This window comes from Pseudoalteromonas sp. JSTW, assembly GCF_013423925.1.
In the GTDB taxonomy this organism is placed as follows: domain Bacteria; phylum Pseudomonadota; class Gammaproteobacteria; order Enterobacterales; family Alteromonadaceae; genus Pseudoalteromonas; species Pseudoalteromonas lipolytica.
On record NZ_CP058973.1, the window covers coordinates 656256 to 681457 of the forward strand.

The 25202-nt window shown below is 38.7% G+C and carries 20 protein-coding genes; 10 read left to right on the plus strand and 10 right to left on the minus strand.

Annotation, left to right across the window (positions count from 1 at the left end; genetic code table 11):
• Position 1 precedes the first annotated feature (1 nt).
• From GZH31_RS19150 to GZH31_RS19180, 7 genes are all read left to right on the plus strand, one after another.
• A complete protein-coding gene (locus tag GZH31_RS19150; protein WP_180311738.1) occupies positions 2-358 on the plus strand; it encodes a cupredoxin domain-containing protein in 357 nt (118 codons plus the stop codon).
• A 39-nt stretch (positions 359-397) separates the two neighbouring features.
• The gene (locus tag GZH31_RS19155; RefSeq protein WP_180311739.1) at positions 398-772 is read left to right on the plus strand and encodes a cation transporter; all 375 of its coding nucleotides are present in this window, start codon (positions 398-400) and stop codon (positions 770-772) included.
• Positions 773-1075: 303 nt separating this feature from the next.
• On the plus strand, positions 1076-1777 hold the full coding sequence (locus tag GZH31_RS19160; RefSeq protein WP_180311740.1) for a YafY family protein: 702 nt from the start codon (positions 1076-1078) through the stop codon (positions 1775-1777).
• A 63-nt stretch (positions 1778-1840) separates the two neighbouring features.
• On the plus strand, positions 1841-2200 hold the full coding sequence (locus tag GZH31_RS19165) for a VOC family protein (RefSeq protein WP_180311741.1): 360 nt from the start codon (positions 1841-1843) through the stop codon (positions 2198-2200).
• Positions 2201-2649: 449 nt separating this feature from the next.
• The gene (locus GZH31_RS19170; RefSeq protein ID WP_180311742.1) at positions 2650-5058 is read left to right on the plus strand and encodes a DUF726 domain-containing protein; all 2409 of its coding nucleotides are present in this window, start codon (positions 2650-2652) and stop codon (positions 5056-5058) included.
• Positions 5058-6746: a LeoA/HP0731 family dynamin-like GTPase gene (locus GZH31_RS19175; RefSeq protein WP_180311743.1), complete on the plus strand. Its 1689-nt coding sequence runs from the start codon at positions 5058-5060 to the stop codon at positions 6744-6746. The genes GZH31_RS19170 and GZH31_RS19175 overlap by 1 nt, the downstream gene beginning before the upstream one ends.
• A gap of 314 nt (positions 6747-7060) precedes the next feature.
• A protein-coding gene (locus GZH31_RS19180) for an IS630 family transposase (RefSeq protein WP_374027205.1) occupies positions 7061-8081 on the plus strand; the annotation gives its coding sequence in 2 pieces (ribosomal slippage) (positions 7061-7513 and positions 7515-8081; 1020 coding nt in all).
• 501 nt (positions 8082-8582) lie between these two features.
• Here the strand turns inward: GZH31_RS19180 and GZH31_RS19185 are convergent.
• Genes GZH31_RS19185 through GZH31_RS19195 form a run of 3 tightly spaced genes read right to left on the minus strand, consistent with a single transcriptional unit; the run spans position 8583 to position 10218 of the window.
• On the minus strand, positions 8583-8918 hold the full coding sequence (locus GZH31_RS19185) for a DUF6488 family protein (protein ID WP_180311744.1): 336 nt from the start codon (positions 8916-8918) through the stop codon (positions 8583-8585).
• 49 nt (positions 8919-8967) lie between these two features.
• Positions 8968-9501: a hypothetical protein gene (locus tag GZH31_RS19190; protein ID WP_180311745.1), complete on the minus strand. Its 534-nt coding sequence runs from the start codon at positions 9499-9501 to the stop codon at positions 8968-8970.
• 21 nt (positions 9502-9522) lie between these two features.
• Positions 9523-10218 carry a HupE/UreJ family protein gene (locus tag GZH31_RS19195; RefSeq protein WP_180311746.1) on the minus strand — a complete coding sequence of 232 codons (696 nt, stop codon included), beginning with the start codon at positions 10216-10218 and terminating at the stop codon, positions 9523-9525.
• A 363-nt stretch (positions 10219-10581) separates the two neighbouring features.
• Here GZH31_RS19195 and GZH31_RS19200 point away from each other — a divergent pair, with 363 nt between their 5' ends.
• The 3 genes from GZH31_RS19200 to GZH31_RS19210 are packed head-to-tail and all read left to right on the plus strand — an operon-like array spanning position 10582 to position 14273.
• Positions 10582-12411 (plus strand): DUF3604 domain-containing protein, encoded by a 1830-nt coding sequence (locus tag GZH31_RS19200; protein WP_036972394.1) that lies wholly within the window; start codon positions 10582-10584, stop codon positions 12409-12411.
• A gap of 9 nt (positions 12412-12420) precedes the next feature.
• The gene (locus GZH31_RS19205; RefSeq protein WP_180311747.1) at positions 12421-13290 is read left to right on the plus strand and encodes a peptidyl-prolyl cis-trans isomerase; all 870 of its coding nucleotides are present in this window, start codon (positions 12421-12423) and stop codon (positions 13288-13290) included.
• 2 nt (positions 13291-13292) lie between these two features.
• Positions 13293-14273, plus strand: a complete 981-nt coding sequence (locus GZH31_RS19210) for a HupE/UreJ family protein (protein WP_180311748.1) — start codon at positions 13293-13295, stop codon at positions 14271-14273.
• Between the two features lie 79 nt (positions 14274-14352).
• Here GZH31_RS19210 and GZH31_RS19215 read toward each other — a convergent pair whose 3' ends face one another.
• From GZH31_RS19215 to yegQ, 7 genes are all read right to left on the minus strand, one after another.
• Positions 14353-16380, minus strand: a complete 2028-nt coding sequence (locus GZH31_RS19215; protein WP_180311749.1) for an EAL domain-containing protein — start codon at positions 16378-16380, stop codon at positions 14353-14355.
• Between the two features lie 27 nt (positions 16381-16407).
• Positions 16408-17648, minus strand: a protein-coding gene (locus GZH31_RS19220) for an IS3 family transposase (RefSeq protein ID WP_374027183.1) whose coding sequence is annotated in 2 segments (ribosomal slippage) — positions 16408-17291 and positions 17291-17648 — 1242 coding nt in all. Because the reading frame shifts where the segments join, the coding sequence is not laid out codon by codon here.
• A gap of 8 nt (positions 17649-17656) precedes the next feature.
• Positions 17657-18544, minus strand: coding sequence for an MASE3 domain-containing protein (locus tag GZH31_RS19225; protein ID WP_180311750.1), 888 nt, complete (start codon positions 18542-18544; stop codon positions 17657-17659).
• 3 nt (positions 18545-18547) lie between these two features.
• Positions 18548-18832: a hypothetical protein gene (locus GZH31_RS19230; RefSeq protein ID WP_180311751.1), complete on the minus strand. Its 285-nt coding sequence runs from the start codon at positions 18830-18832 to the stop codon at positions 18548-18550.
• A gap of 132 nt (positions 18833-18964) precedes the next feature.
• Positions 18965-19957 (minus strand): HD-GYP domain-containing protein, encoded by a 993-nt coding sequence (locus GZH31_RS19235; protein WP_180311752.1) that lies wholly within the window; start codon positions 19955-19957, stop codon positions 18965-18967.
• A gap of 297 nt (positions 19958-20254) precedes the next feature.
• Positions 20255-23563, minus strand: coding sequence for an EAL domain-containing protein (locus GZH31_RS19240; RefSeq protein ID WP_180311753.1), 3309 nt, complete (start codon positions 23561-23563; stop codon positions 20255-20257).
• 126 nt (positions 23564-23689) lie between these two features.
• Positions 23690-25075 (minus strand): tRNA 5-hydroxyuridine modification protein YegQ, encoded by a 1386-nt coding sequence (yegQ, locus tag GZH31_RS19245; protein WP_065979595.1) that lies wholly within the window; start codon positions 25073-25075, stop codon positions 23690-23692.
• Positions 25076-25202 lie beyond the last annotated feature (127 nt).

Below are 25202 nucleotides of genomic sequence, written 5' to 3' on the forward strand. Positions count from 1 at the left end.
TATGATGATTATTAACGTTATCGGTATTTCACTCATCGCGCTGATCATTTGGTGGTTTTGGCTTTATAAACCAAACAACGTTGTTGCAACTAGTACCGACGTACTCATTGAGGTAAAAGAAGGGGTTTATTCGCCTGCTTCTCTACAAGTTACAACTAACCACGCAATAACCTTATCTTTTTTGCGAAAAGATCCGTCACCTTGCTCCGAAACACTGCTCATTCCCTCCTTAGATATAAGTGAACAACTGACCCTAAACAAAGTGACAAAAATACACCTGCAAAATATCCCACCGGGAGAACATGTTTTTCACTGCCAAATGCAAATGTACAAAGGTGTTATCACTGCAGTCGAATGAGATTGTGAAGTGAAAATAAAACAGCTTGGAGAGATTATTATGAGTGATTTAGAACATAGAGTCGGCGTAAAAGAAGCAAACTTAGTCGTTCGCAATCTGCGGCTGTGTAAAGTGACAGATGAAAATTGTGATGCACTCATTGAAGAGATTGATAGACTCTTTGGCATCGATGAAGTGAGCTACAATATTCGTGAAAACGTAATACACTTGGCCTATGACGCAACCCACCTAAACTTAGAAGGGATCGAAAACGTTATTCGCAAACACGGTGCCGATCTTCACAATGACTGGTGGACACACACCAAAGAAAGTTACTACCAATTTGTCGATCAAAATATAAAAGATAACGTCTCTCACAAACCCTGGAGTTGCCATGCAACCCCACCAAATAGGCACAATAAACATAAAGAGTAAGGTTTCCCCATGACAGGAAACCTGTGAATACTTTTACATGTTGTTAAATGAGTAACCGTTACTAATTAAGTAAGCCTTGATCTGGTCTGTCAAATTCGAAAATGGGGTTTAATCACATCTGACCGTCGCAAATGTGCAAAAAGCGAACCTTCAATCATAACTCGTTTATGCCCCAAAATGAGTTTCGAGAGTCAAGACGGTAGATTATTTAATTATTAAGTCGTTCACACATCTTTTAATTGAATGATCAGTTGATTCTCTTTTAGTACATTAGGCATATTCTTTATTTTATGAGTTTTTGCAATGTCCCGAAGTCAACGCCTTCTAGATCTTCTTCAACTACTACGACGCTATAAATACCCAATCTCAGCTGAGAAACTGGCTAGTCAGCTTAATGTAAGTGTTAGGACTATCTATCGTGATATTGTCACTTTACAAGCTCAAGGAGCAGATCTCGAAGGAGAAGCTGGGCTGGGTTATATCTTAAAGCCGAGCTTTGATTTACCACCTATGATGTTTAGCTTTGAAGAGCTTGAAGCCCTCAGATTAGGAGCAGAATGGGTGGCGAAGCAAGCTAATGGAGAATTTAGCGAGGCTGCCATTGATGCACTTGCTAAAATCTCAGCAGTGTTACCCTCTGAGCACAGAGCTAAGCGTACTGAGAGTGTCGTTAGAGTTGCTTCAGCTCTCAAAGTTCCGAAGCTAATGATCTCGCTAACAGAGTTGAAAGCAACAATTCAAAAAGCGCATAAAGCTGAAATTGTTTATGAAGATGCCAAAGGGGTTATCAGAAAAAGGGTTGTGTGGCCAATACTTATAGGTATGTTTGAGCAATACAATATTTTGGTTGCATGGTGCGAAACACGAAGCGATTACCGTAACTTCCGGGTGGATAAAATTCACTCTTTTTCTCAACTTAATTCTCGATACGAACGTTCTCGCAATGAATTGCTAACTGAGTGGGAGGCTTTAGAGGGAATCGAACATAAGCATTTTTTCTACTGACAAAAACTGTCAGTGCTTTTGTTTATACTTAATTTAGTATTCAACAAATGCAGGTATATTAATATGTTCGCTATTGACTCTATAGTTCTTTACGTAGAAAACATCAAACTTAGCATGGCTTTTTATGAGGAAGTATTTGAATGTCAGCCAAAGCTTTTATCGCCAACTTTTGCAGTATTAGAGTTTGCTGAAAATGTGAAGATTACTCTGAAACAAGTTAATGCACTTACACCAAGTAGCTCAGTTAGAGGCGGTGGTACCGAACTTTCAATCCCTGCAACGAGCCGCGTCGATCTAGATAACTTGTTCAAGCAGTGGAAGCAACTAGGTGTGGAATTTGCTCAGGAACGCGAAGAGTCTGTATATGGCGTTAACTTTGTTGCATTAGACCCAGATAGACACCGCTTACGAGTGTTTGCGTAACGGCACCTTATTTTTTAAGCCGCATCTTTGCTGGCACACTTTTGTCCATCGAAGAGTTATGAATATAACTCGCCTTTGCCCCGAAATCACTTAGATTAAATACTCTACACAATTAAAGAGGGCGTGCTTTTACCCTACTAAAACTTATTCGATTGAGCTGATAACGCTTCATTTTCGTCATCACCAAGACCTAACACACTCCCCCTTGTGTATTGCATGTGAGCGCAATAAAAAAACGAAAGCTATTGAGTCTATTTTTTGTGCTTGCAAACTATGCATTAGGGAAGATGCGAATAGGACAGTAAACGTAGAAGAAATAGCTATAAGAAATTGACATTAATAATATAATTTTTTAGTTTTTGTGAGAGGAATACTTAAGCGCACCTTCCCTAAAGCATGTTACTTAATGGTGATTTATTTCACGAGACTTGGACGTTAGTAGAGTTAGAATGAATATTAAACTAGAAAACCCTAAAGACATTTACGACAAAATCAATATTGAATTGTTAAAGCTAGTCACTAGCTTATCCCTAGAGTCATCAGATGAATCACTCAACAAAGCACAAGAGGATGCACGCGATAAAATTTTTGGTCTTCAAGTTAAGTTAAAAAACAAACTGGAAGAGCTTGAGCTAAACTCGGAGTGGAATACGTTTACAATAGCATTTTATGGTGAAACAGGTGCAGGTAAATCTACACTGCTTGAAACGCTGCGCATACTTTTAAACGAGCCTACAAAGCTTGAAAAACGCGACGCATTCCGAAAACTCAAACATTCTTATGATCAGGCTATTTGTCAATTACAAGAGATAGAAGAAAAACTATTTACATTAGATAAAGATTTAGAACAGATAAATGAGCAACTGAATTCGCTGTCTGAGCAATATCAAAGAGAAGAAAGTCAGTTGGAGCAGGAGTTTGAAGTATCAGAAAAAACACTTTGCATTGAACATCAAAAAGCTGCAGAAGCAGTACAAGCTCGAAAAAGCGAACTTTCAACCCTTAAGTACAAAGTTGCCGAGTTACAGCGGTCAATAGTTCAAAAGAAAGCTCAAGCATCATTTTGGCAAAAAATAGTAAATATTTTCAAAAAACTTCCGGAAGAGCATGAGTTTTTAGCAGCTATCTCAAATCTTCCAAAACTCGAAGATATGCATGTCGCAGAGGAAGAAAAGTTAGCCGATGCACAACAAAAGCTGAGTGAGACACGCTCGCTACGCAAAGAAAGGAATGCTGATTTTATAAAAAAGTTTGACCTTCCTATAAAGGCTTTGGAGCGTGACAAAGGTCTAGTTGAACAAACCAAGAGCCTTGCAAGTCAGCAACTTGAATTTACCTCGAAACAAGTTTCTGCTTTGGAGCTTGAGCTGAATAACTGTGCAGATGGTAAAATTATTGGTGATGGTCGAGCGGACTTTACTCGTAAAACATTAAGTTATCGCTTTGATATTGAACAGTGTGATTTTAATCTACTTGACGTGCCTGGCATAGAAGGGAAGGAAGGTCTTGTAGTTGATGAAATTGAAAAAGCGGTACAAAGTGCACACGCTGTTTTTTACGTAACTAATAAAGCCGCTCCGCCGCAAACTGGTGATTCAGAACGCCAAGGCACAATAGAAAAAATAAAAACGCATTTAGGTACACAAACTGAGGTGTGGTCTATTTTTAACAAAAAAATTACGAGTCCTAAATTTGCGTTTAAAAATACTGAGCTCCTTACCGATGATGAGCAAGCAAGCTTAGTTGATATGGATAAAAAAATGGCTGAACAGCTTGGTCGTAATTACCAAGGCTCATTTTCATTGACCGCATTGACTGCGTTTATCGCCTCGACCGATTACTTTGCTCCAAATTCGGATATGTTGAGAAAGCGAAATAAATTTCTTGAGGATTTCTCAGCTGAAAGTCTTTTAGAGCGTTCACAGTTAAGTGCGTTCATTCAGTTATTAAAAAATGAGTTGTTAGTTAATGGTCAGAGTAAAATAAAGATAGCTAATTTCAATAAGGTTAAAGGTGAGTTAGAACGTACTACTCATGATTTAGATGATATTGAAAAAGTTTATAAAGTGGTGGCGGAGGATGTTAGTGGTAATAGTGAAAGTGCGTGCCATCAATTGCAAGCTAGTTATGCAATTTTAAACTCTCAGCTGTATGGCAAAGGAAATGATCTTATTAGATCTGCTGTACAAAATACCAGAAAGAATATATATAGTGAAATCGATAAAGATGTCAGCAATGAGCAGTTTAAAACAAGCCTTGAAAGTCAAGCTAATAAATGTGTTAACGACATTCAGGCTCAATTACCTAATGTAATTGAAACGTCTGTTAAAGAATTTGAATCTTCTGTAGTGTCAATTTTTGAACGCTTTAGTGAGTTAAGTGAAGACTTTTTGTCTGTTGCAGATCAGCTTGGAAAAAGCAAACTTGACGCGGAATTCAATATAAAACTCAATATGGATAGCGGGCTCAAAAAAGGTGCACTTTTTGGTGCTTTAATAGGAGCTGCGTTGGCCCCATTCACAGCAGGTACAAGCTTATGGTTTGCTGGAGCAGCTGCGTTTACTGCCGTACTTGCTTTTGGAAAAGCTATATGGGGTTATTTCGATAACGATTTTAAAATGTCTGAACAGAAAAAGGCTGCTGATACGAATCTACGTAATTTAGAAGATAAACTAAAAAAAGCACTTCAAGATAGTCTAGATGAAGGTAAAAGCGATATGCAAGCTTCAATTTACAAGCTTGATACTGAACTTAGGGCACCAGCAAAACAGGTGGCAAAAACTAAAGAGTTACTTGAGCGCTCGAACCAATCATTAAAATTACTTTCGAAGCAAATTGATCACATTGGAGAATGTTAATGAAAAGCACGCTGAATAGCTTTAAAGAGATTAAATTACTAGAACGACTAAAGTCGTTCTTGGAAAAGGGAAAGGAAATCGGCATTGAGATTGATTCCGCATTTTTCAGTAAATTGCAAAGTAATTTAAAGAAGGTTGAGGGTGATAAACTAAAAGTTGCTCTTATTGGTGGCTTCTCGGAAGGTAAAACATCCATTGCAGCAGCCTGGATGGAAAAGCTTGATAAGTCGACAATGAAGATAAGCCATCAAGAATCGTCTAATGAAGTGAAAGTTTACGAAGTGGGTAGTGACTTTGTACTGATAGACACTCCAGGTTTGTTTGGGTTTAAAGAACAAATCAATGCTGATACCAATACCCTAGAAAAGTACAAAGACATTACTAAAAAACACGTAAGTGAAGCGCATTTGGTGCTTTATGTCATGAATTCAACCAATCCCATTAAAGAAAGCCACAAAGAAGATTTACAATGGTTGTTCCGCACGCTAAATCTATTGCCTCGAACTATCTTCGTGCTGAGCCGGTTTGATGAAGTTGCTGATGTCGAGGACGAGGTTGACTATCAGTCTAATTTAAAAATAAAGCGTGAGAATATCACTGGTCGTCTTCAGGATATGATTAACTTAAGTCATGAAGAGCTAGAAGCATTATCTATAGTTGCTGTCGCTGCCAACCCCTTTGACCAAGGAATAGATTATTGGTTAAGTAATATTGAAGAATTCAAAGCGCTTTCACATATTTCAAATTTACAAGAAGCCACTAATAAAAAAATTCAAGTATGTGGAGGAGTCGAAGAACTAGACTATGATATGCGCTCTAGCATCATAAGTGATGTACTTTACAAGCAATTGCCAGTTGCAATAGAAACAGATGAAAAAGTGTCAGAAGAAGTTGAAAAATTAAATGGATTACTAAAACGATTAGAGGACCAGTTACAAACCACTGAACATCAAATTAGCGTGTCAAGGACGAATTTGAGAGACTTTATTACAAGTTACTTCACAGACCTGATTATGCAAGTTAAAGGGTGTAGCTTAGCGACATTTGCAGACTTTTGTGAACGTGAAATTGGTTCCGAAGGAATTGTTCTCAACCAAAAATTGCAAAGTGAATTTGATAGACAAATAGGGGCTATTACGCTTAATGTTGAAAAAATGAACGCAAGTTTTGATGGAGAAGTAAATCATTTTAATACGACGGTGAGAGAGCTAGGTAAAAGTGGTATAAATCACGCCCTTAAAGGTAACTTCATTAACAATCAGACGGTAATTGCAACACGAGATGGTATTGTTTCGGTTGCTAAAACAGTAGGCTTTGACATTAGTAAAGCTCTGAAATTCAAACCTTATGGCGCCATAAATTTAGCAAAGGGTATAAATGGAGCGTTAGCCTTTGCAAATATTGCTCTAGAAATTTGGGATTCCTATGACCAATATACAAAAGAACAGGAGTTCATTAAAGCTGTTGGAAAAATGGAAGAGGATTTCAATAAGCAAAGGAAAGAGTTGCTAGAGTTAGTTGGTTCTGACGAGTTTAAACAAAAGTTTTTCCCAACCTACATAGAGCTAACAAACAAGTTGCACGAACTAAATGAGAACATTGCAGCAAGTAACGAACGCAAGAGTCTCTTTGCAAATTGGCGTGAAGAAGCGCTTTTGATTGAAGGCGAATTCAAAGCTTTAGCGTAACAAGATTAAAATAGACTGATAGTCTAAATTTAGCTTCTCAACCTTGCAACCTCATAAAAAAACAGCAAGTTGTACACTAAGTACTCTTGCTGTTCCCCTCCACACGCTGTTTTAGTCAGAAACCCTCACTAGTCCCAAAACAGCTTTGAAAGTTTGTGTGATCTGCACCAGCGAAACTAGACACTTCACTAAGCGACTTTTCCATATCTAAAGTTATCCGCATTTCCTAATTTGAGTGATTATACCATTCCGCTTAAATATCTGATCTAATATAGGCTATATAAAATCACCGGTTAATAACATTGAACCAAAACATAGCTGAACAGCTTTTAGCGCTTTCGCGAAAAGAACCAAATGCACGAAAACGCATACGATTACTCGCAGTGTCATTATTTTATGAGGGGAATAGCAGAACTGATATTGCAAAACGTCTTAACATAGCACGAAGTAGTGTTAATAAATGGGTTTCTAGTTACCTAGAACAGGGGCTGTATGGCTTAGACAATAAGCCTATACAAGGGCGTCCATCTAGATTGCAACAGTCACAACTTGAGCAACTGTCTGAATTTATAAAACGCACGAACACAGAACTTCAAGGTGGCCGGCTTACCGGTGAAGACATTGTGCATTACATTAGCACCGAATTTGGTGTTCATTATCACTTAAATCATACTTATAAAATACTCAAGCAGCTTGGCTTTAGTTGGATCACAAGCCGTTCGAAACACCCTAAACACTCATTAAAAAGCCAAGAAGCTTTTAAAAAACTTCCAACTGGAAACGATCCTTCACACACCCGGACACCTTCCACTTGACCGTATCGACGTATGGTTTCAGGACGAAGCACGATTTGGCCAGCAAAATCCGACTACGCGCATTTGGGCTGAAATAGGCACTCGGCCACGGATAGTAAAACAACAGCAGTTTGACTATGGATATTTATTTGGTGCGGTATGTCCTTCCACAGGCCAAACAGAAGCGCTAGTAAGCCCATTCGTCAATAAAGAAGCAATGACGCAGCACCTGAGCCAGATATCACAAGCTACACCAGTTGGCAGACATGCTGTCGTGATAATAGATGGCGCAGGCTGGCACACATACGATACAGCCGCAGAATTTAACAACCTCACGCTAATAAAGCTCCCTCCTTATTCACCAGAGTTAAACCCAATAGAGCAAGTATGGAACTGGATACGACAACACTGTTTATCCAATAGAGTGTTTTCGGGCTATGACGAAATTGTTGATGAAGTTTCAAAAGCATGGAATCACTTTATTTCAATACCGGAGCGAGTGATGAAGATGTGTAATCGGGAATGGATAAAGTTGATTTAATCTTTATGCGGAATGGTATTACTCTAAGTAACTTTTGTCCAAAAGTGAGTTATTGTCTCTTGAACGCTCACTTGAGACTTTTGTATTCTAAAGTTCAGTCACATACTGGCAATATGCCTCACTGCCTTCATCTTCCTATATTTGAAGAATGCCAACTCCGCCTTAGAGTTCTGCCATCATGATAGCAAGTAACATCAAACTTAATCCTCATTTGATATTACAGTAGCAGTTCAATCTCAATCTCACTCTAAATAAGAACCAAATTGATGATACGTTTTCTGTCACTTTTTGGCTTATTTATTATCTATGCATGAAATGAAAACAAGGTAAAAACATCATTTTCAATAAAAATATTGAAATGTATTGCTCCCCACCTCTCCACTGTATACCTGAAAGTAGCCCCGTTACACTTATCTAAATTAAGGTCATGTTTATTGATAGATGAATTACACAGCAAGTTATCAGAGTGGCTCATTTATATTGCACGCTAATGGCTTTCAGCTATTCAAAATCATGATTGGACTTCACATCTAACAATTCACCAGTCTTAGCTATCTTAAAGAAGATATTTTTCTCATTTTGTTTGTTTTCTGCTTTGACAACATAATAGCCCTCTTCAACATGGACTATTGAGAGCTTATCGTTTGCTACCTCTTTCCATGAAGCATCGAGTTTACCTACTTCAAACCCATAATCCTTAAAAGTCATTTTCTTGATTGACTTGGCAGCAATATTCATTGCTTTTTGGTCATTAATAAGGTCATGGCCACTGTGCGCCAACGCACCAACACTCACTAATGCAATGCAGATTAACGCTGTTGTAATTAATCGATTCATTACTTTTCTCTCCTGGTTCTTACTTTTACCATGTGTTTAATTATGCCGTTTATTTTTTTAAGCCAATCACTTCATATTCACCCTTAACAAGGAGCTGTACGGCAATTGGGCTATCTGTTTTATTTTTCCAGTACCAACCGTGTGAACCGGCAAAGGGAGCTGTGAAGCTTCCTTTCATTTCATTACTGGTGGCAATCGTATAGCTTTCAAAATACCCCGTTGTGTCACCTTTTGGTTCACCATGCAAATCGAAATACAATGGCTCACCCTCTGTTAACCATTCATAGGTCATTTTGGCATGTTGGGGCATTACAAACTTATATTCAACTCCTCTACCTGCAGGAACGATTACTTCAATGATCTGAAATTCATCGGTGCCTTTATTCCCTGTCGGTGATTGACTTGGTTGTGCGTCTGTCTCTGCAGCTATCGCAATGCTGGTTAGGCCAAGCTTATGGCCAATACCCGTTGGGTCAATGTTATATTCGGCCGGAAGAATTAAAGTCACCAGAGCAATGGCCGCAACAACTGTTGACGATACGCTCGCTATAATTAAGGTCTTTAAACTCACTGTGTGTTGCATACTCATCTCTTTTTTTATGTGTTAACTAACGAAATAACCCGTTAATTGAAAACCAACTAACATCACACCAGCACTCATGAGTGCTGTATTTGTTAAGGTCGAAAAACGTTGGAATGATGGAAAATGTCGCCACGCATTTATGGCAATTAAAATAAAGATAAGCGCTGCAAATTGCCCCAATTCAACACCAATATTAAACGCAATTAAGTTAACTAATAAACCATCCTCTGGTAATTGAAACTCTTGTAACTTCGTCGCTAAACCAAAACCATGAAACAAGCCAAAAATCAGCACCGCTCCTTTTGTATTGGGTTGCCAGTTAAAGCAGCGTTTAAACCCACCTAGGTTATCAAACCCTTTGTAAATAACAGAAAAACCGATAATCGCGTCAATTAAGTAAGCATTAACGTTAATATCACCCAGTACACCGAGCAAAAGCGTAGTACTGTGACCAAGAGTGAACATCGTCACATAGAGCAACACATCTTTGCTGCGATATAAAAAGAAAATCACACCGACTAAAAATAATAAATGGTCATAGCCTGTGATCATATGTTTTGCACCAATATACAAAAACGGGACAAATTGTATTCCCTGATTTTGCTCTAAAAATGCACGGGTGTTGTCATCTACACCATGTGCTAACACATCAATACTGACGAGCCCAAGCACCGCAATCAAAAAGAGTAAGCTCATTTTTAATAGCTTATTTTGCATTCCAACTTCCTGTACATCTAATTCTTTCAAGTAATACGCCTTTCAATTTTTATCACATGTTATAAAGCGCAGATAAATCTGCTTGGCCAACTAAACTGTTAACTATACTTAAGTGGTTTAACATTAATTGCAACGTTTGATTTACGTTTTCTCCTTTATAACGTTATCTTCATCATTTGCAGTAATGACTGTTAATTCAACCGACTTAGAAATAACTTCCTTCATCAAACAAAAGTTTAGCACTCCTTATTCGTGCAAAAAAAAGCCGCTTTCGATGGTTCTTTTTCGCAAAGCCTGCTATTTTTTAATCAGTTAGTATCTAAAAAATATACATCACCACATTTACTGCGAGGAGTGCTCAAAATGTGTGCACGGATTTCACTTATATCTACAACTATTTCAATCGCTTTAGCCTGCTCTTTGCCGTTAGCTTTTTCTGCAAAAGCCGAACAAAAGCCTAACAATGCCAAGGTCTACCCACTGAAAGAAGCGTTCTTCGGTGAGCAACATGTCCATACAGGTGTGTCGATGGATGCGTTTATTGCGGGTAATAGACTAACGCCTGATGATGCCTATCGCTTTGCTAAAGGCGAAGAAATGATGGTGAATGGCAGTCTCCACAAAATAAAACGACCACTTGATTTTGTTGCTGTTACAGATCACTCAGAGTTTATGGGAGAAGCCTTTAGCCTAATGAATGAAGGGGCACCTGGTTACGACCACGAAATAGCCGTTGCTTTTCGTGAAGCTCCAGATTTAGAAACGGCATTAAAACTTTATAATAAGTACGTATTAGCCCCATTAGCAGGCGGTGGAGAACCTCACCCTGCATTTTTTCAAGGCCAAGAAGCCATTAAATCTACATGGCAAAAAAATATAGAAGCCACTGAAAAGCATTATCAACCAGGTAAATTCACCACTATACATGCCTACGAGTGGACATCTGCTCCTGGGGGGGCAAACCAACATCGCAATGTTTTCTTTAGAGATAACAATGTCCCTGATATGCCTTTTTCATCAAACGAAGGGGCCGATCCTGAGCAGTTATGGGCATGGATGCAAACACAACGCGACAGTGGCAAAAAAGTGTTCGCAATACCACATAACTCAAATGAATCGAAAGGCTTATTATTTGCTGAAGCAAGTCTTTCAGGCGTACCCGTAAACAAAGAATATGCTGAAAAACGGGCCAGTATGGAGCCACTCATTGAAATGATGCAAGTTAAGGGTAATTCAGAAGTTATACCCAACTTTTGGCCCAATGACGAATTTGCAGACTTTGAAAATGCAGTGTCAATTCAAAAGTTTAATGGTCGTGCGTTCATAAAAGAAAACTATGTGCGTTATGGACTAGGACGCGGCATTAAATATCATGCAGAGCTTGGAGTTAACCCTTTTAAATATGGGTTTGTTGGCGGAACAGACAGCCATAATGGCACACCAAGTAACGTTGAAGAAGACAATTACGCTGTCGGTAGTCACGGCTATGCCGACCAAACAGCCGATGTACGTTCTAAGGCAATGCTTGAAGGCGAAATGCTGATTGCAGACTCCAGTCCTGGCGCGTTGACTGCTGTGTGGGCTAATTCAAATACGCGCAGTGCAATTTGGGATTCAATGCAAGCAAAAGAAACCTTTGCCACCAGCGGCCCACGTATGAAAGTCCGTTTTTTTGCAGGCCAAGGGTTCAATAAAAGTTACAAAAATTACACCGACCTTGTAAAAGATGGTTATGAAAAGGGCGTGCCGATGGGCGGCGACTACAAAGGTAAAAAAGCCCCTGAGTTTTTAGTATGGGCAATCAAAGATCCTATTGGCCCAAACTTAGATCGTATCCAAATTATTAAAGGGTGGTACGAAAACGGTGAAATGAAAGACCACGTTTATGACGTTGTAGCCTCGGGAGATCGCCTAAAAGCAGATGGAAGTGTTACCCCTATTGATGCCCCTATAAATCTTAAAACGGGTGAATTCAATCAAGTAAAAGGGGCTGTTGAACTTATGTCAGTATGGACAGACCCTGACTGGGACCCAAATCAAGAAGCATTTTATTATGTGCGTGTTTTGCAACTGCCAACAGCACGTTGGACGTTATATGACGAAATAAATGCCGGTGTAAAATACCCTGATGATGTAAAACGTCAAATTGTAGAACGCGCATGGGCCTCACCTATTTGGTACGAAGTAGAGTAAGTATAATTAATGATTAAACGTATTTTAAAAGAGCCTATTACTCATTTTCTGGTATTAGGCTCACTCTTATTTGCAGCATGGAATTACCTTGCACCCTCGCAAGAATCAGAAAACAATGAGTATGTAATAGTGGTCGATCAAGCTAAGTTTGATCACCTAAAAACCCTTTGGAAAGCGCAGTGGAAACATGAACCTTCGAATGAGGATATTGCTGCCATTCTTGAGCGACATATTCGCAAAGAGGTATTTTACCGTGAAGCGTTAACCATGGGTCTTGATCAAAGTGATGAAATAATTCGTACGCGACTTGCACAGAAAATGGAAGCAGTTGCCAGCGATCTCAGCAATTTAATGCAGCTCCCTTCTGAGCAACAGCTTAAAGAGTTTCATCAAGCTCGCCCAGAACTGTTTACCATTGCGCAATCATTCGCGTTTGAGCAAGTTATATTAACGCCACAAGAGGCTCAAGAGCCAAAACTGAGTGAAATTCGCGCCCAACTAATAGCAAATCCAAATACACTAAACAGTTTTGAGAATCGCCGTTCAGTGCCTAACAACTGGCCTCTCATGCCTGAAAACACCCTCAAGAATGCATTTGGAGGCACCTTTGTTGAGCAACTCGCTAAGCAGCCAACAGAGCAATGGGTTGGGCCCATTGAGTCTAGTTTTGGTTTGCACCTCGTTAAAATTGCCAATAATACCCCCGAACATTTAGCTCCTTTCAGTGATATTAAAGACTATGTTTTAGAGCAGTATAAATACTATGCAGTCATCGACTCACAGCAAAAAATGTTCGAAACGTTGCTTAAAAAGTATCGCGTTCGATTGGAAGCTGACACCATTCCGACGGAAATAGAGCAAGAGTTTGCCGCATTATGAGAATGAAAGTATTTTGTTTTGCCTTGCTATTAATATGGGGAAGTTCAGGGTTTGCACATGAAATTCGCCCCGCGTATTTACAAATTAATCAAGTGACTGAACACGAGTATAATTTACTTTGGAAAGTACCCACTAACAATAACTTAGTGCAGAATATACGCCCTGTTTTCGAGCCTCAGTTTTCACTTTCTCCATTACCGAATCACATGGTAATAAATGGATTTGTATTGTTTCAATATCGGTTAACTGCCGATACAGAACTTGCAGGAACAACACTGACAATTGAAAACCTAAACCGCACCACTATCGATACTTTAATCAACATAAAATTGTTGAACGGGAGTCAATATAGTTTATTAATGAAGCCGAATGAAAATACGCTTTCGATTCCAAGCGAAGGCAGTATTTGGCAAATCATCACCTCTTATACAAAACTCGGAATTGAGCATATTTTAGAGGGCTGGGATCACCTGGCATTTGTTGCAGCATTGATGTTAATTGTTAGAGGTTGGGTCACGTTATTTAAAACAATCACCGCGTTTACATTAGCACATTCAATCACGCTCGGTTTAGCAACATTTGGTTATGTATCACTGCCACCTCCTCCCGTTGAGGCACTCATCGCATTGAGTATTTTACTGATTGCAGCTGAATCAATACGTATTAAACACAATCAACACAGCCTAACAACAAAATGGCCTTGGTTAGTCGCATTTATATTTGGTTTATTGCATGGCTTTGGTTTTGCGGGAGCACTAAAAGACATTGGCTTACCACAAGTCGATGTGCCTGCAGCTCTCTTGTTTTTTAACTTAGGGGTTGAGCTTGGCCAATTGTTTTTCATTACCGCTATTTTAGGCACCGTTGCCATTACTAAGCACCTTATTAAAGTGCCAAAACCCGCGGCTACGTTTGCGGCATACGGTATTGGTAGCCTTGCCTGTTTTTGGCTTATTGAGCGCATTGAAGGTATGTTTTTTTAATCGTGTTTAACGTAAGGCATGTTATTTGCCACTCTCTCAGCGAGAATAAATAAAATGCCTTACGTGCACTCATCAATCATTATTCACGGTGGTTAAAACTTTGTGGCTTACCTAATAGATAACCTTGGAAAAACTGACACCCTAAACGTTTTAAGTATTGAAATTGCTCTTCTGATTCAACCCCCTCGGCTATCACATTTTTTCCTAAGCTTGTCGCTAAGGTGAGAATCGCTTTCACAACCGACTCGTCTTCGGAGCTAATCAGCATTTTATCGATGAATGACTTATCGATTTTTAACGTATCAATCGGAAACCGCGTTAAATAGCTAAGCGAAGAATAACCGGTTCCAAAATCATCTAAAGAGAGGTTGATACCCAAGTTTTTTAGATCCTTCATTCGCTTTATGAGCATCTCGGTGCCCATTAAAATAACCCCTTCGGTTAACTCTAGTTTTAACCGTGAAGGTTGTATTGAAAATCGATTAATTGTCTCAAGCACTTGCGGAACAAAGTTAGGGTCTTGAAATTGCAGCGCGCTGACGTTAACAGCCACACTTAAATTAGGGTTTGAATACGCATCATTTTTGCTCATTTCTTCACACACTTGCTCAAGAACCCACTGCCCTATTTGATTAATTTGTTTTGTTTCTTCTGCTATAGGTATAAAAACATCTGGTGAAACGCTCCCTAATTTAGGGCTATCCCATCGCAGTAATGCTTCATAACCAATCAGTTCTTTGCTGGTGTTATGAATAGGTTGATACACAACGTTTAGCTCTTTTTTGGCAATGGCATTGATCAACCCTTGGTTTATTTCATTTCGCTCTAAAATAGATGCTTGTAATTTCGGGTCATAAAAACTAATCATATTTCGCCCTCGCTCCTTAGAGTGATACATCGCAATATCAGCCTGCTTCAGTGCCTCTGACAATTCAAAGTCGCATGCATTAATGATTGTGAGGCCAATGCTAGGTGTTGTATGAACTTCATACCCATCAAGGTAAAAAACGCGCGAAATCGTTTCACGTATGTTTTGCGCAAAGCTATCCACAGAATGAAAGTCACCATCTTTTATGCACGTAGGATCATCCAGTAAAATAACGAATTCATCGCCCCCTAATCTGGCAATTAAATTAGGCGATAAAACAATACTTTCTAAACGGCGCGAGACTTCTTTTAACAGTAAGTCACCAATACTGTGCCCTAAAGTGTCATTGATCATTTTAAAATTATCTAAATCAATCAGCAGTAAGGCGTAACTGTGGCCTTGGGTATGATGCTTTGATTTAGCCAATGACTTTGCTTTGTCGATAAGATGACGTCGGTTAGGTAAATTAGTTAACTCGTCATACATTGCTAAGCGATGAACATTTTGCTCAGCAAGTTTACGATCGGTAATATCAGCTCTAATAGCAATGTACTTATACGGCTTGTTATTTTCATCAATAAAAGGAACGACGGTTGAGTTAACCCAATATAAGCTGCCATCTTTGGCACGGTTACAGACTTCTCCTGACCACACTTGACCACTGCGAATTGTTTGCCACATAGTTTTAAAAAAGCGCGGGGGATGCGTTCCAGAATTGACTAACGCATGGGTTTTTCCGATAAGCTCTGCAGCAGAAAATTGCGATATGTTGCAAAACTTTTCATTCACACTCGTGATTACTCCCTTGCTATTGGTGGTCGCGACAATCGCATGCTGATCAAGGGCCTTTTTTAGTTCTGCTCGACTTCTATTGAGCTCTTCATTTTCTTTTTCGGCGAGCTTCATTTCGGTCATGTTTTCAATCAAACATAACAGGCTAATTACTTTTTCTGACTTATCATTTTCTGGGATCACATTAACATCAAGAAACAACGTTTCCTCATCGAGCCCTTTGAGGTTTATCGAAAACTTAACTTGTTCTCCCTTTAATGCCGTCCTTAAAAAAGGCAATACTTTATCGATAACATCGGGAGGGAAAACATCATGAATATACTTACCCTGAGTCGGTGTACGTAAATAAAAGTAGGTTTTTAGCGCATTCTGATTGTAATAACTCAACTTAAAATCAGCGCTTAATCTGAGCACACCTATGTTCATATTATCTAAGATTGTTTTCATGTCTCGTCCTAAAATACGTTGACGGTTTTAATTGAAGGCCAGTAGCTTTTGCTCCTGGTCTTTTTTATGCACTTGGTTTGGGGTTTCCATGCCTAAACTCAAATGCGGCCTCATTTCATTGTATATTACTATTGATTCTTCGACGAGTTCACGTAGCTCTTTCAGATTTTGGCATTTATAGAGTAAGAATTCTTGCTTCAATATGCCATTAATGCGCTCCGCCAATGCATTTTGATAGCAATCATAGCCATCGGTCATCGATGGAGTAATGCCATTTTCATTAAGCTTTACTTGATATACCCGTGAGCAATACTGTAACCCTCTATCTGAATGGTGAATCGTACTGCATTGATACTGACGATTAGCGATGGTCATATCTAATGCCTTAACCACATCTGTCGCCTTCATTTCATCACTGAGTTCATATCCCATAATTTTGCGACTATACGCATCAGTTACCAGCGATAGATAGTGAACACCTTGCGTTGATTGAACGTAGGTTATATCACTTACAAATACCTCTTCTGGCCTCGATGGTTGTCTATCTTTAAGCAAGTTAGGATGCTTTTTCATCCAATGTTTACTAAACGTCGTTTTTGTATAACTACGCTTAGGTTTAACCAATAAATGTTCACTTTTTAAGTAACTAAAAAAAGCATCTCGACCTAAACTTATACCTTGCTCTATGAGTTTGGGTTTCAGTAGAAAATATAATTTCCTTCCACCTAAACGCGGCATAAAGCGTCGTATTTCCAATACCATCGCTTTAACTGGTGCAAGTTCAATAGCACGCAATTTAGCTCTGCTCTCTCGTTGATATATTGCTTGTCTCGTTATCCCAAGCAGCTTGCAAGCACGTTCTAAGCTAACTATTTTTTGCTTTTGAAGGCTTCTTGCTCCTTGGCAATATACTTTTTTCTAAGGTTTGTCCCATGCTCAGCGTCAAGAATATTAACCACTTCATTGAGTAACAGGTTACGTAAGTGCTCATCTTCGAGCTCTCGTTCGAGACGCTTGATTTTTTGTGCGGGGCTTTCTTTGGCTTTAGGTGATTTAGGCATAGTCATCTTAGGTGATTGAGTCCAATCCATCTTACCGTGTTTTCTCAACCAAGTAAGCACAGTTGAGCGACCTTGTATGCCATAAATTTTTTGGGCTTGTTTATAAGTCATATCGCCTTTTTCTACAGCGTCGACAACTTGTAATTTAAAGCCTAATGAATAATCTCGTTGTGTTCGTTTGATCGGTGTATTATTTGACTTGGTCATAATAAGTCCTAAATGTGTAAACACATTTCAGGACGAGACATCAGCTCATTTTTCTTTTTAGATGCATACAGCTCAGCCTTGTTCACCATTGAATAAGGATATAAAACCCCCTCAATAAATACGCTTTTATAGATAAATAACGCACCACATAACTTCACCAAATGCGCAATGACAAGGTAGGTATCAGACAGAGTTTGATACTGGGTAACCAACAATGAAAACAACGCCATACAAACTGATGATAATGCAAAATGAAGGTACCTTTTTTCACCATCTACGTTATGTTTCTTGTAAAACAAATAAGCCACGACGACATAACCAATTAATAGAACATTTTCTAAGGTTATTTTTACAATGGACACGCCTTCGCCATAAATAAAGAGAGACGGTAGGTTATAAGCAAACAAGGTGCCGAACGCGATTAAAATAACTGAAACAATTAACCCACAGCTTAGCCATACCATTTTCCTGCCATGAAAAGTCAGTGAGGCCGCAATGGCTGCAAACGTCAGTAATTCAAACATTCGCGCAGCTAAAGAAAAGAAAATCGACTTTTGACTTGAGCTGGGTGTAATAAACGCTGGCATACCAGCAAACGAAATCGCGTTCATGTAGTCCATCATTAGGACAATACTAAATCCGAATATGATGATATTCGTTTGTTCTGCATAGCGGCCATCAAGGCGCTGAAATTCAAGCAGTACCACTGATGAGAAAACAAAAACTGACAATAGCTCCGTTGTTAAATGCAGTATTTCAGTATTTTTTTGTGAAAATATATCGATACTTTCAAGCACAAAAAAGCATATTAAAGCCCCAATAATTAAGCTCGAAAACAAAACAAAATAATGGTTATTTACACCCTGACACTTAAAACCCGCTTTAGAGATGTACATTGTCTATTCTCCTTGCCAAATTACAGCAAACATAGGCGTAGCTAAAGCGTCTTCATCATGCTTACTTTGAGCAACAGCATGACTTTTTAAAACCTTTAAATTCAAGGTTTTTAATTGTTTTTTCATTGTATAAAACACAGCGTTTGAAAACTCAAAGCAGCATAAAAAATTAAAATCTTTACCAATTAACTGTTCTTCATCAACACCTACTTTTTGTGAAAGAAACAGTGAACTATTTAAAGTCGAGAGTATTTTTTCTAAATTATTTATTGGTAAATCACTTCGCATGATATCTGTTCCATTTACAGTCTTTTAATGGATTTAAAAATTAAATGCACAACATTTACTGGCTCATTTAAAAATGCCAGTTCAATATAAAGGGTTTTATTTAGCTAGATTAAAAATAAAAATAGAGGCGTGTTATATAAACCACAGACATTTAGCTATATTAACTTTGTCAACAATTGATTTTTCAACTGTGTGGCTATCAGCTAACTCAACGGTGCCATTCGCGAGATCTTTATTAACAATAGCCTGCGACTTATCATTTAATTCAACCTTTGCACCTTTTGGATAAAGACGAATAAAGTTAATAAATTTAGTCGTTAATATATGATCAAACTTACCAATTTGAGCGGCGTGATAAACTTTCTCAATCGCTTCTACACGTGAGAACTTTTCGCGATAATGACGCTGTGAAGTTAAAGCAACGTATGTATCAATGATACGAATTATGCGTGCTTCAAGGGGGATTTCGGGTTTTATTAGGCCATGAGGGTAACCAGAGCCATCACAATTTTCATGGTGGCACTTGATAATCTTGATCACATTGTCTTCAATGCCGCGGCTTTGCAACTCGCGGCAGCCCAACACAATGTGCTCATGAACACTGTCAATTGCTTTCGCGCTTAACTGCTTACTTTGCTTGTAATCAGGCGGGATCAAAGACATGCCAATGTCTTTTAAGAATGCTGACTTTGCAAAAGGGATGAGTTTGTCTTTTCTTAATTTTATTTCTTTTGAGAATAAAGTAATTAACACCAATAACCGCACGGACTCTCGAAATGATTGGGAGTCTTCGCTAATTTTTTCGTATATTAAATCCAGACGACTGGCATCATTAAGCACAAATAAAACAATATTTGTAACGGCTTGAGTTATCGCCTTGTTGTTTAATACATCTGATTGGCCACAGTCTTCAAGTGCCACTTTAAGGATTGATAACCCTTTATTCAGCGCACCAACCGATTTGTCTTCAGAGACATATAACGATCCCTCAAATTGCTTGAGTTTGTGCTTATCGCCTTCAGACTTAATTTTAACTTTATTTGTAAAAAAAGGAGTTTTTAGCCAGTGTTCATTGACCCTAACTAACATACCTTTCTTTAATTGATTGGATTGTATTTTTTTCAATCTAAGTAACCTTGTAATAAAAAAACATTAGTTACTCATCGTCTTCCCATTGACAATTAATCCTTTAGTCGTTCTATTTTACTTAAAAAGTTAAATTACATCAATATAAATCAGAAACAAGCTAAGACTATGAATCAAAAAAAGATAATTGCAATTTAATTTAAAAAAACACTTTTTATAATACAATACTATACAGTAAATAATTCGATGAAATACCTAATAAAGGTAATTAAATATTAAATTAAACAACCCAAAATAATACCTAATAAAGGTAATTAGTTTCTTAATAAATAATCGTCAATTCTTATCGCGTTCATGAGTAGCGTATGTATAAAACGCATCAATTGGCATTGGTTTACTGTGGTAATAACCTTGGATCTGAATGCAGCCCAACTCTTTTAGGGTTTGTAATTGTTTTTCTGACTCAACGCCTTCTGCTATCGACTCCATATCAAGTGCTTTCGCCAGATCAATCATGGCTTTTACAATGGCAATATCTGCTTTAGTTGGATGTTCTAAATTATCAATAAATGACTTATCAATTTTTAACTTATCTAGTGCAAATTCCTTAAGGTAACCCATTGATGAGTAACCCGTCCCAAAATCATCAATCGACATTTTAAATCCAGCTTCACGCAGTTTAGTTATCGTGTTTAATGCAAACTGTGGATTACCAATCGCAATCGTCTCAGTCAGCTCAAGTTCAATACAGCTCGGCTCAATGGAATATTTTTGCAGTACCGTGGTCAAACTACGTAGCAAGTTCTTTTTAACAAATTTGGTAGCCGATAAATTGATGGCAAAAGTGAGCGCTGGCATCCCATTATCGCGCCATTGACGAATCGTTTTTACGGTATTTTCAAAAACCCAATCATCAATGTCACTAATTCGGCCACAACGTTCTGCAATCGGAATAAACTCAGCGGGTGAAACACAGCCTAACGAAGCTGAATGCCAGCGCAATAAAACCTCAGCGGCTACCATTTTGTTTGTTGCTAGTTCTATTTGAGGATGAAATACGAGTGAAAATTCGTTATTTTTTAGTGCGTAATTGATAGCATTAATGATCTGAGCGTGCCTCACACCTGCCTTATTCATTTCTTCAGCATAAAACAAGACATTATTACGGCCTAGTTTCTTCACCTCAAACATAGCCGACTCAGCCATCTGCAATAAAGATTCAAAGTCACTGGCATCCAGCGGGCACAGGGCAACCCCTATCGAGGCCGTTACAACAATTAACTCGTCGTTAATTGATAAGGGTTCTCTGATCACTTTGAGTAAGTTATGAGTACACTTATCAATCTCTTCTGTCGATGTATAGGGGGTAATAAATGCAAAGCGGTCACCTTGTAAACGCGCAACCATGACTTGTTCACCCATAAAATTACTCATTCTTGCACTCAAGTTCTGCAGTATTAAGTTGCAATTCCCTATTCCCAGAGCCTTATTAAGAATTTTAAAGTTGTCTAAGCCAATTAAGATAAAGGCTGATTTAATACCGACATGCGCTTTTATGACCTGCTCAAATTCCATTTGTAACTTCACTTGATTGGCAAGCCCTGTTTGCTGATCAAAGTAAGAAAGCTGATGTATTAAGCTTTCACTTTCGACTTGCTTAGTCATATCATGTTGAAAAGAAATGTAATTACTGATTGCTCCTTGCTTATCAAAAATGGGGTATATGGTTGTTTGCTCTACAATAGCATCTCCGTGTTTAGTTTTATTAACCAATGAACCAACCCACGCCTGTTTATTATTTAGCTGTTGCCACATCCCCTGATAAACACCTAAATCCGTTTGACCTGCGCTGATCATGTTCGGACTTTGGCCTATAAGTTCATCGTAACCATACTGACACATGTCTAAGTACGCCCGATTCATATATTCAATTTTGGCATCCGTATTCGTAAACATAATAGGGTGCGGATTTTGCTCTACAGCTTGAGATAAAATATGCATGCGTTTATTCAACGTGATTTTATTAAACCACTGCCACACTGATTCGGCCCACACGGTGAGCATGTTTTTATCATGAACTGAAAATGTTTTTTCTGTGTGTTGCAAAATAATCGCTAACTGACATTTGCCATGACGCACAACCGGCACCACCAGCAAAGAGCTGGCATTACTTGGCAAGCCAAACTCTTTTGCTTGCTTGCGATTAACAATGACTGCTTCTCCAACAGCGACTTTTTCTTGCAACTTACTGGTACATACATCCAGTTTTGAGCCATGCACCGCACGGTAAGCGAGCTGCTTATGTTCATTACAAATATAGAGCGATGCACCATCACAATTTGCAATTTCACGGGCTTGCTCAACGGCATAATTAAGCAAGGTTTCTTGATCTTCCTGAAACGAAATTTCGGTCAATGTAAGCAATCCCTTATTAAACTTACTTTGTTGAAGCAGTGCTGCCATTTGCCCTATTTTTTCTGTTACGTCACGCGCGACAACTAAATAAGTTTCATGCTCATTTTCATAAGTAAACAACGTCACAGAGAATTCAAAATGATGCGTACGTCCATTAATTAAGAGAGGTAATGCATCGATAGTAAATAATCCAAATAAATGATTTTGTTGCAGTGAGTGTATAAACTGCGGTGCATGTTGAGGAGCAAAAAGCTGACAAATATTGCGACCTAACACATTGTTCGAAAAGACACGACTCGGCGAATTGTCACTGTAAATAGTTTTAAACGTGCCATCTCGCTCAAGCTCAAAAACAGAATCGGGTAAAGCGGTGAGCGTTGCAGATAACTGCTCTGTTGAATTTTCAAGATCAGCATAGGGTTTGATGACGGTTTCAACAAACACGATTTTATATAATAAAAAGTAGGTCAAACCTTTATAAATATGACCAAAGAAGTTAAGTGTATCGGTTACATGCGAGGCATCATTATAGAGCGTAAAACACGCCTCACTTAATATAGCCAACAAACAAACAAGCGTTTTCCCAGCGATATTTAGAGTGTTTCTTGGTTTTCTTAATTGCGATGCAAACATACACGCAGCAAGGCTGTAGAGCGTAATCAGTGTTATTTCTATCAGCCACTTTTGTTGACTGCTGCCACCCCCTTCAATGTACAACGTGGGCAACCAATCGGGAAAATAAAATACAACAGCCACAATACACGCGGTCACACTAAGTAAAGTACTCAGCACAACACGCGCATTAAACAGCTTATAATTCACCCAAATAGCGGTTGCAATCACTAAAAATGCAGCGGCATTAAAAAACCGGGCAAACAGCCAAAAAGCAAACACTTGCTCCATGTTTTTCTCGTGATCACTGACACTTGAAAAACTCAAAAAGTGCAACGCATCAAAAATAGCAACACACAGCATAAGACAAGATAGCAACAATAACTTGCTATTCCGGGTGAAGTGCCATGTATTCCATCCAATAGCAAAAATTAAGAATGAAATAACAACTGAGAAAAGCTCAACACTGGTGTGCATGCCTACATAAAAAGGTTCAGTAGCAATTAAACCGACCTTTTCTAGCAGTAGTACGATGGCTAATAGCAACACACCGACACCAATGTAAGGTAAGGTATTTACAAGTTCTTTATGATGAGAAGTATGTACAAACTGTTTCACTAAGCTTTTAACTATTTTTATAAGTATTACTAAAAAGGATAGTAAAAATAACAGTTAAGTGTAGATAAATAATGAAAAAATCTGTCGGTGTTGCGCTAACTATTGCTTAGCGCAACAGAATGAAAACTAACCTTTATTAAAAGGATTCCGTGTATCTTGATTAGCATCGAGGTTACGCATCAAAATTGCGTGGTCTAAATCAATATCTTCCGGTAGAGGGATTTTTACAATATGGCCTGAGCCTTTTGCATCGCTGATTGATTCGCCCTTTTTGTTTTCCATAAACTCAAGGTTAAAGTTGATATTGCCTTTAGGTGTCATTAACTCAAGCGAGTGACCCGTACAAAATTTATTTTTAACATCAATTTCAACCAACCCATTGCTAGTACGCCCCAGCACTTCACCAACAAACTGTTGTTTATCTGATACCGAGTGACCGTACTCATAGTTTTGATAGTCTTGGTGTGCATGGCGCTTTAAAAAGCCTTCGGTGTAACCACGGTGTGCTAAGTTCTCAAGCGTTTTAAATAAGTTTGCATCAAAAGGACGTCCAGCCACCGCATCATCAATTGCTTTACGGTAAACTTGTGCGGTACGCGCCACATAATAGAAAGACTTTGTGCGCCCTTCAATTTTTAGGCTATGTACGCCCATTTTTGTAAGCTGATCAACATACTGTACGGCGCGTAAGTCTTTTGAATTCATGATGTAAGTGCCATGCTCGTCTTCAAATGCAGGCATGTATTCACCAGGGCGACCTTGCTCTTCCAGCATATAGACTTCATTACTTGGCGCGCCTTCACCGAGTGTGGGGATCACTGATTTAGGATCAATTTTATGAACCATTTCGCCCGTTTCGTTTTCGGTGCCCGGTTTTACATCGTAATTCCAACGGCATGCATTCGTACACGTGCCTTGGTTAGGATCGCGCTTATTAATATAACCCGACAACAAACAGCGTCCAGAGTACGCCATACATAATGCCCCATGAACAAAGACTTCAAGCTCTGTGCTTGGGCATAACTCGCGTATTTCTGCAATTTCTTCAAGTGATAATTCACGCGACAAAATAACACGTTCAATGCCTTGTTTTGCCCAAAAATTTACCGTGGCATAGTTAACTGCATTAGCTTGTACAGATAAGTGAATTGGCATGTCTGGCCATTTTTCACGGACCAGCATAATTAAGCCCGGATCTGACATAATCAGCGCATCTGGCTGCATTGCGATGACAGGTTCAATATCGCGTAAATACGACTTTACTTTGGCATTGTGGGGAGCAATGTTCGACACAACGTACAACTTTTTATTTTGTGCATGTGCCTCATTAATACCGATTTGCAAGTTATCTAAATCAAACTCATTGTTACGAACACGAAGGCTATAACGAGGCTGACCTGCATAAACGGCATCTGCGCCATAAGCAAAAGCATAACGCATATTTTTTAAACTACCTGCGGGTGATAACAACTCAGGCGTAAAAGGGCGAGGGGTCAAAATAGGTGACGACATGAATGCTCCACACATCGAACCGAGTACAAATCGGTTGCATGAATTAATATGATTAACGAGCGCGGGAGTATAATAATCTGTGACTATATTTTATTGATCTAGATCATAATTGCAGGTAACTAAGCCG

What these genes read in the sequence shown, in the direction of transcription:
- GZH31_RS19150 (WP_180311738.1), top strand. Translation starts at nt 2, where the DNA reads ATGATGATTATTAACGTTATCGGTATTTCACTCATCGCGCTGATCATT.
- GZH31_RS19155 (WP_180311739.1), top strand. Translation starts at nt 398, where the DNA reads ATGAGTGATTTAGAACATAGAGTCGGCGTAAAAGAAGCAAACTTAGTC.
- GZH31_RS19160 (WP_180311740.1), top strand. Translation starts at nt 1,076, where the DNA reads ATGTCCCGAAGTCAACGCCTTCTAGATCTTCTTCAACTACTACGACGC.
- GZH31_RS19165 (WP_180311741.1), top strand. Translation starts at nt 1,841, where the DNA reads ATGTTCGCTATTGACTCTATAGTTCTTTACGTAGAAAACATCAAACTT.
- GZH31_RS19170 (WP_180311742.1), top strand. Translation starts at nt 2,650, where the DNA reads ATGAATATTAAACTAGAAAACCCTAAAGACATTTACGACAAAATCAAT.
- GZH31_RS19175 (WP_180311743.1), top strand. Translation starts at nt 5,058, where the DNA reads ATGAAAAGCACGCTGAATAGCTTTAAAGAGATTAAATTACTAGAACGA.
- GZH31_RS19185 (WP_180311744.1), bottom strand. Translation starts at nt 8,918, where the DNA reads ATGAATCGATTAATTACAACAGCGTTAATCTGCATTGCATTAGTGAGT.
- GZH31_RS19190 (WP_180311745.1), bottom strand. Translation starts at nt 9,501, where the DNA reads ATGCAACACACAGTGAGTTTAAAGACCTTAATTATAGCGAGCGTATCG.
- GZH31_RS19195 (WP_180311746.1), bottom strand. Translation starts at nt 10,218, where the DNA reads ATGCAAAATAAGCTATTAAAAATGAGCTTACTCTTTTTGATTGCGGTG.
- GZH31_RS19200 (WP_036972394.1), top strand. Translation starts at nt 10,582, where the DNA reads ATGTGTGCACGGATTTCACTTATATCTACAACTATTTCAATCGCTTTA.
- GZH31_RS19205 (WP_180311747.1), top strand. Translation starts at nt 12,421, where the DNA reads ATGATTAAACGTATTTTAAAAGAGCCTATTACTCATTTTCTGGTATTA.
- GZH31_RS19210 (WP_180311748.1), top strand. Translation starts at nt 13,293, where the DNA reads ATGAAAGTATTTTGTTTTGCCTTGCTATTAATATGGGGAAGTTCAGGG.
- GZH31_RS19215 (WP_180311749.1), bottom strand. Translation starts at nt 16,380, where the DNA reads ATGAAAACAATCTTAGATAATATGAACATAGGTGTGCTCAGATTAAGC.
- GZH31_RS19225 (WP_180311750.1), bottom strand. Translation starts at nt 18,544, where the DNA reads ATGTACATCTCTAAAGCGGGTTTTAAGTGTCAGGGTGTAAATAACCAT.
- GZH31_RS19230 (WP_180311751.1), bottom strand. Translation starts at nt 18,832, where the DNA reads ATGCGAAGTGATTTACCAATAAATAATTTAGAAAAAATACTCTCGACT.
- yegQ (WP_065979595.1), bottom strand. Translation starts at nt 25,075, where the DNA reads ATGTCGTCACCTATTTTGACCCCTCGCCCTTTTACGCCTGAGTTGTTA.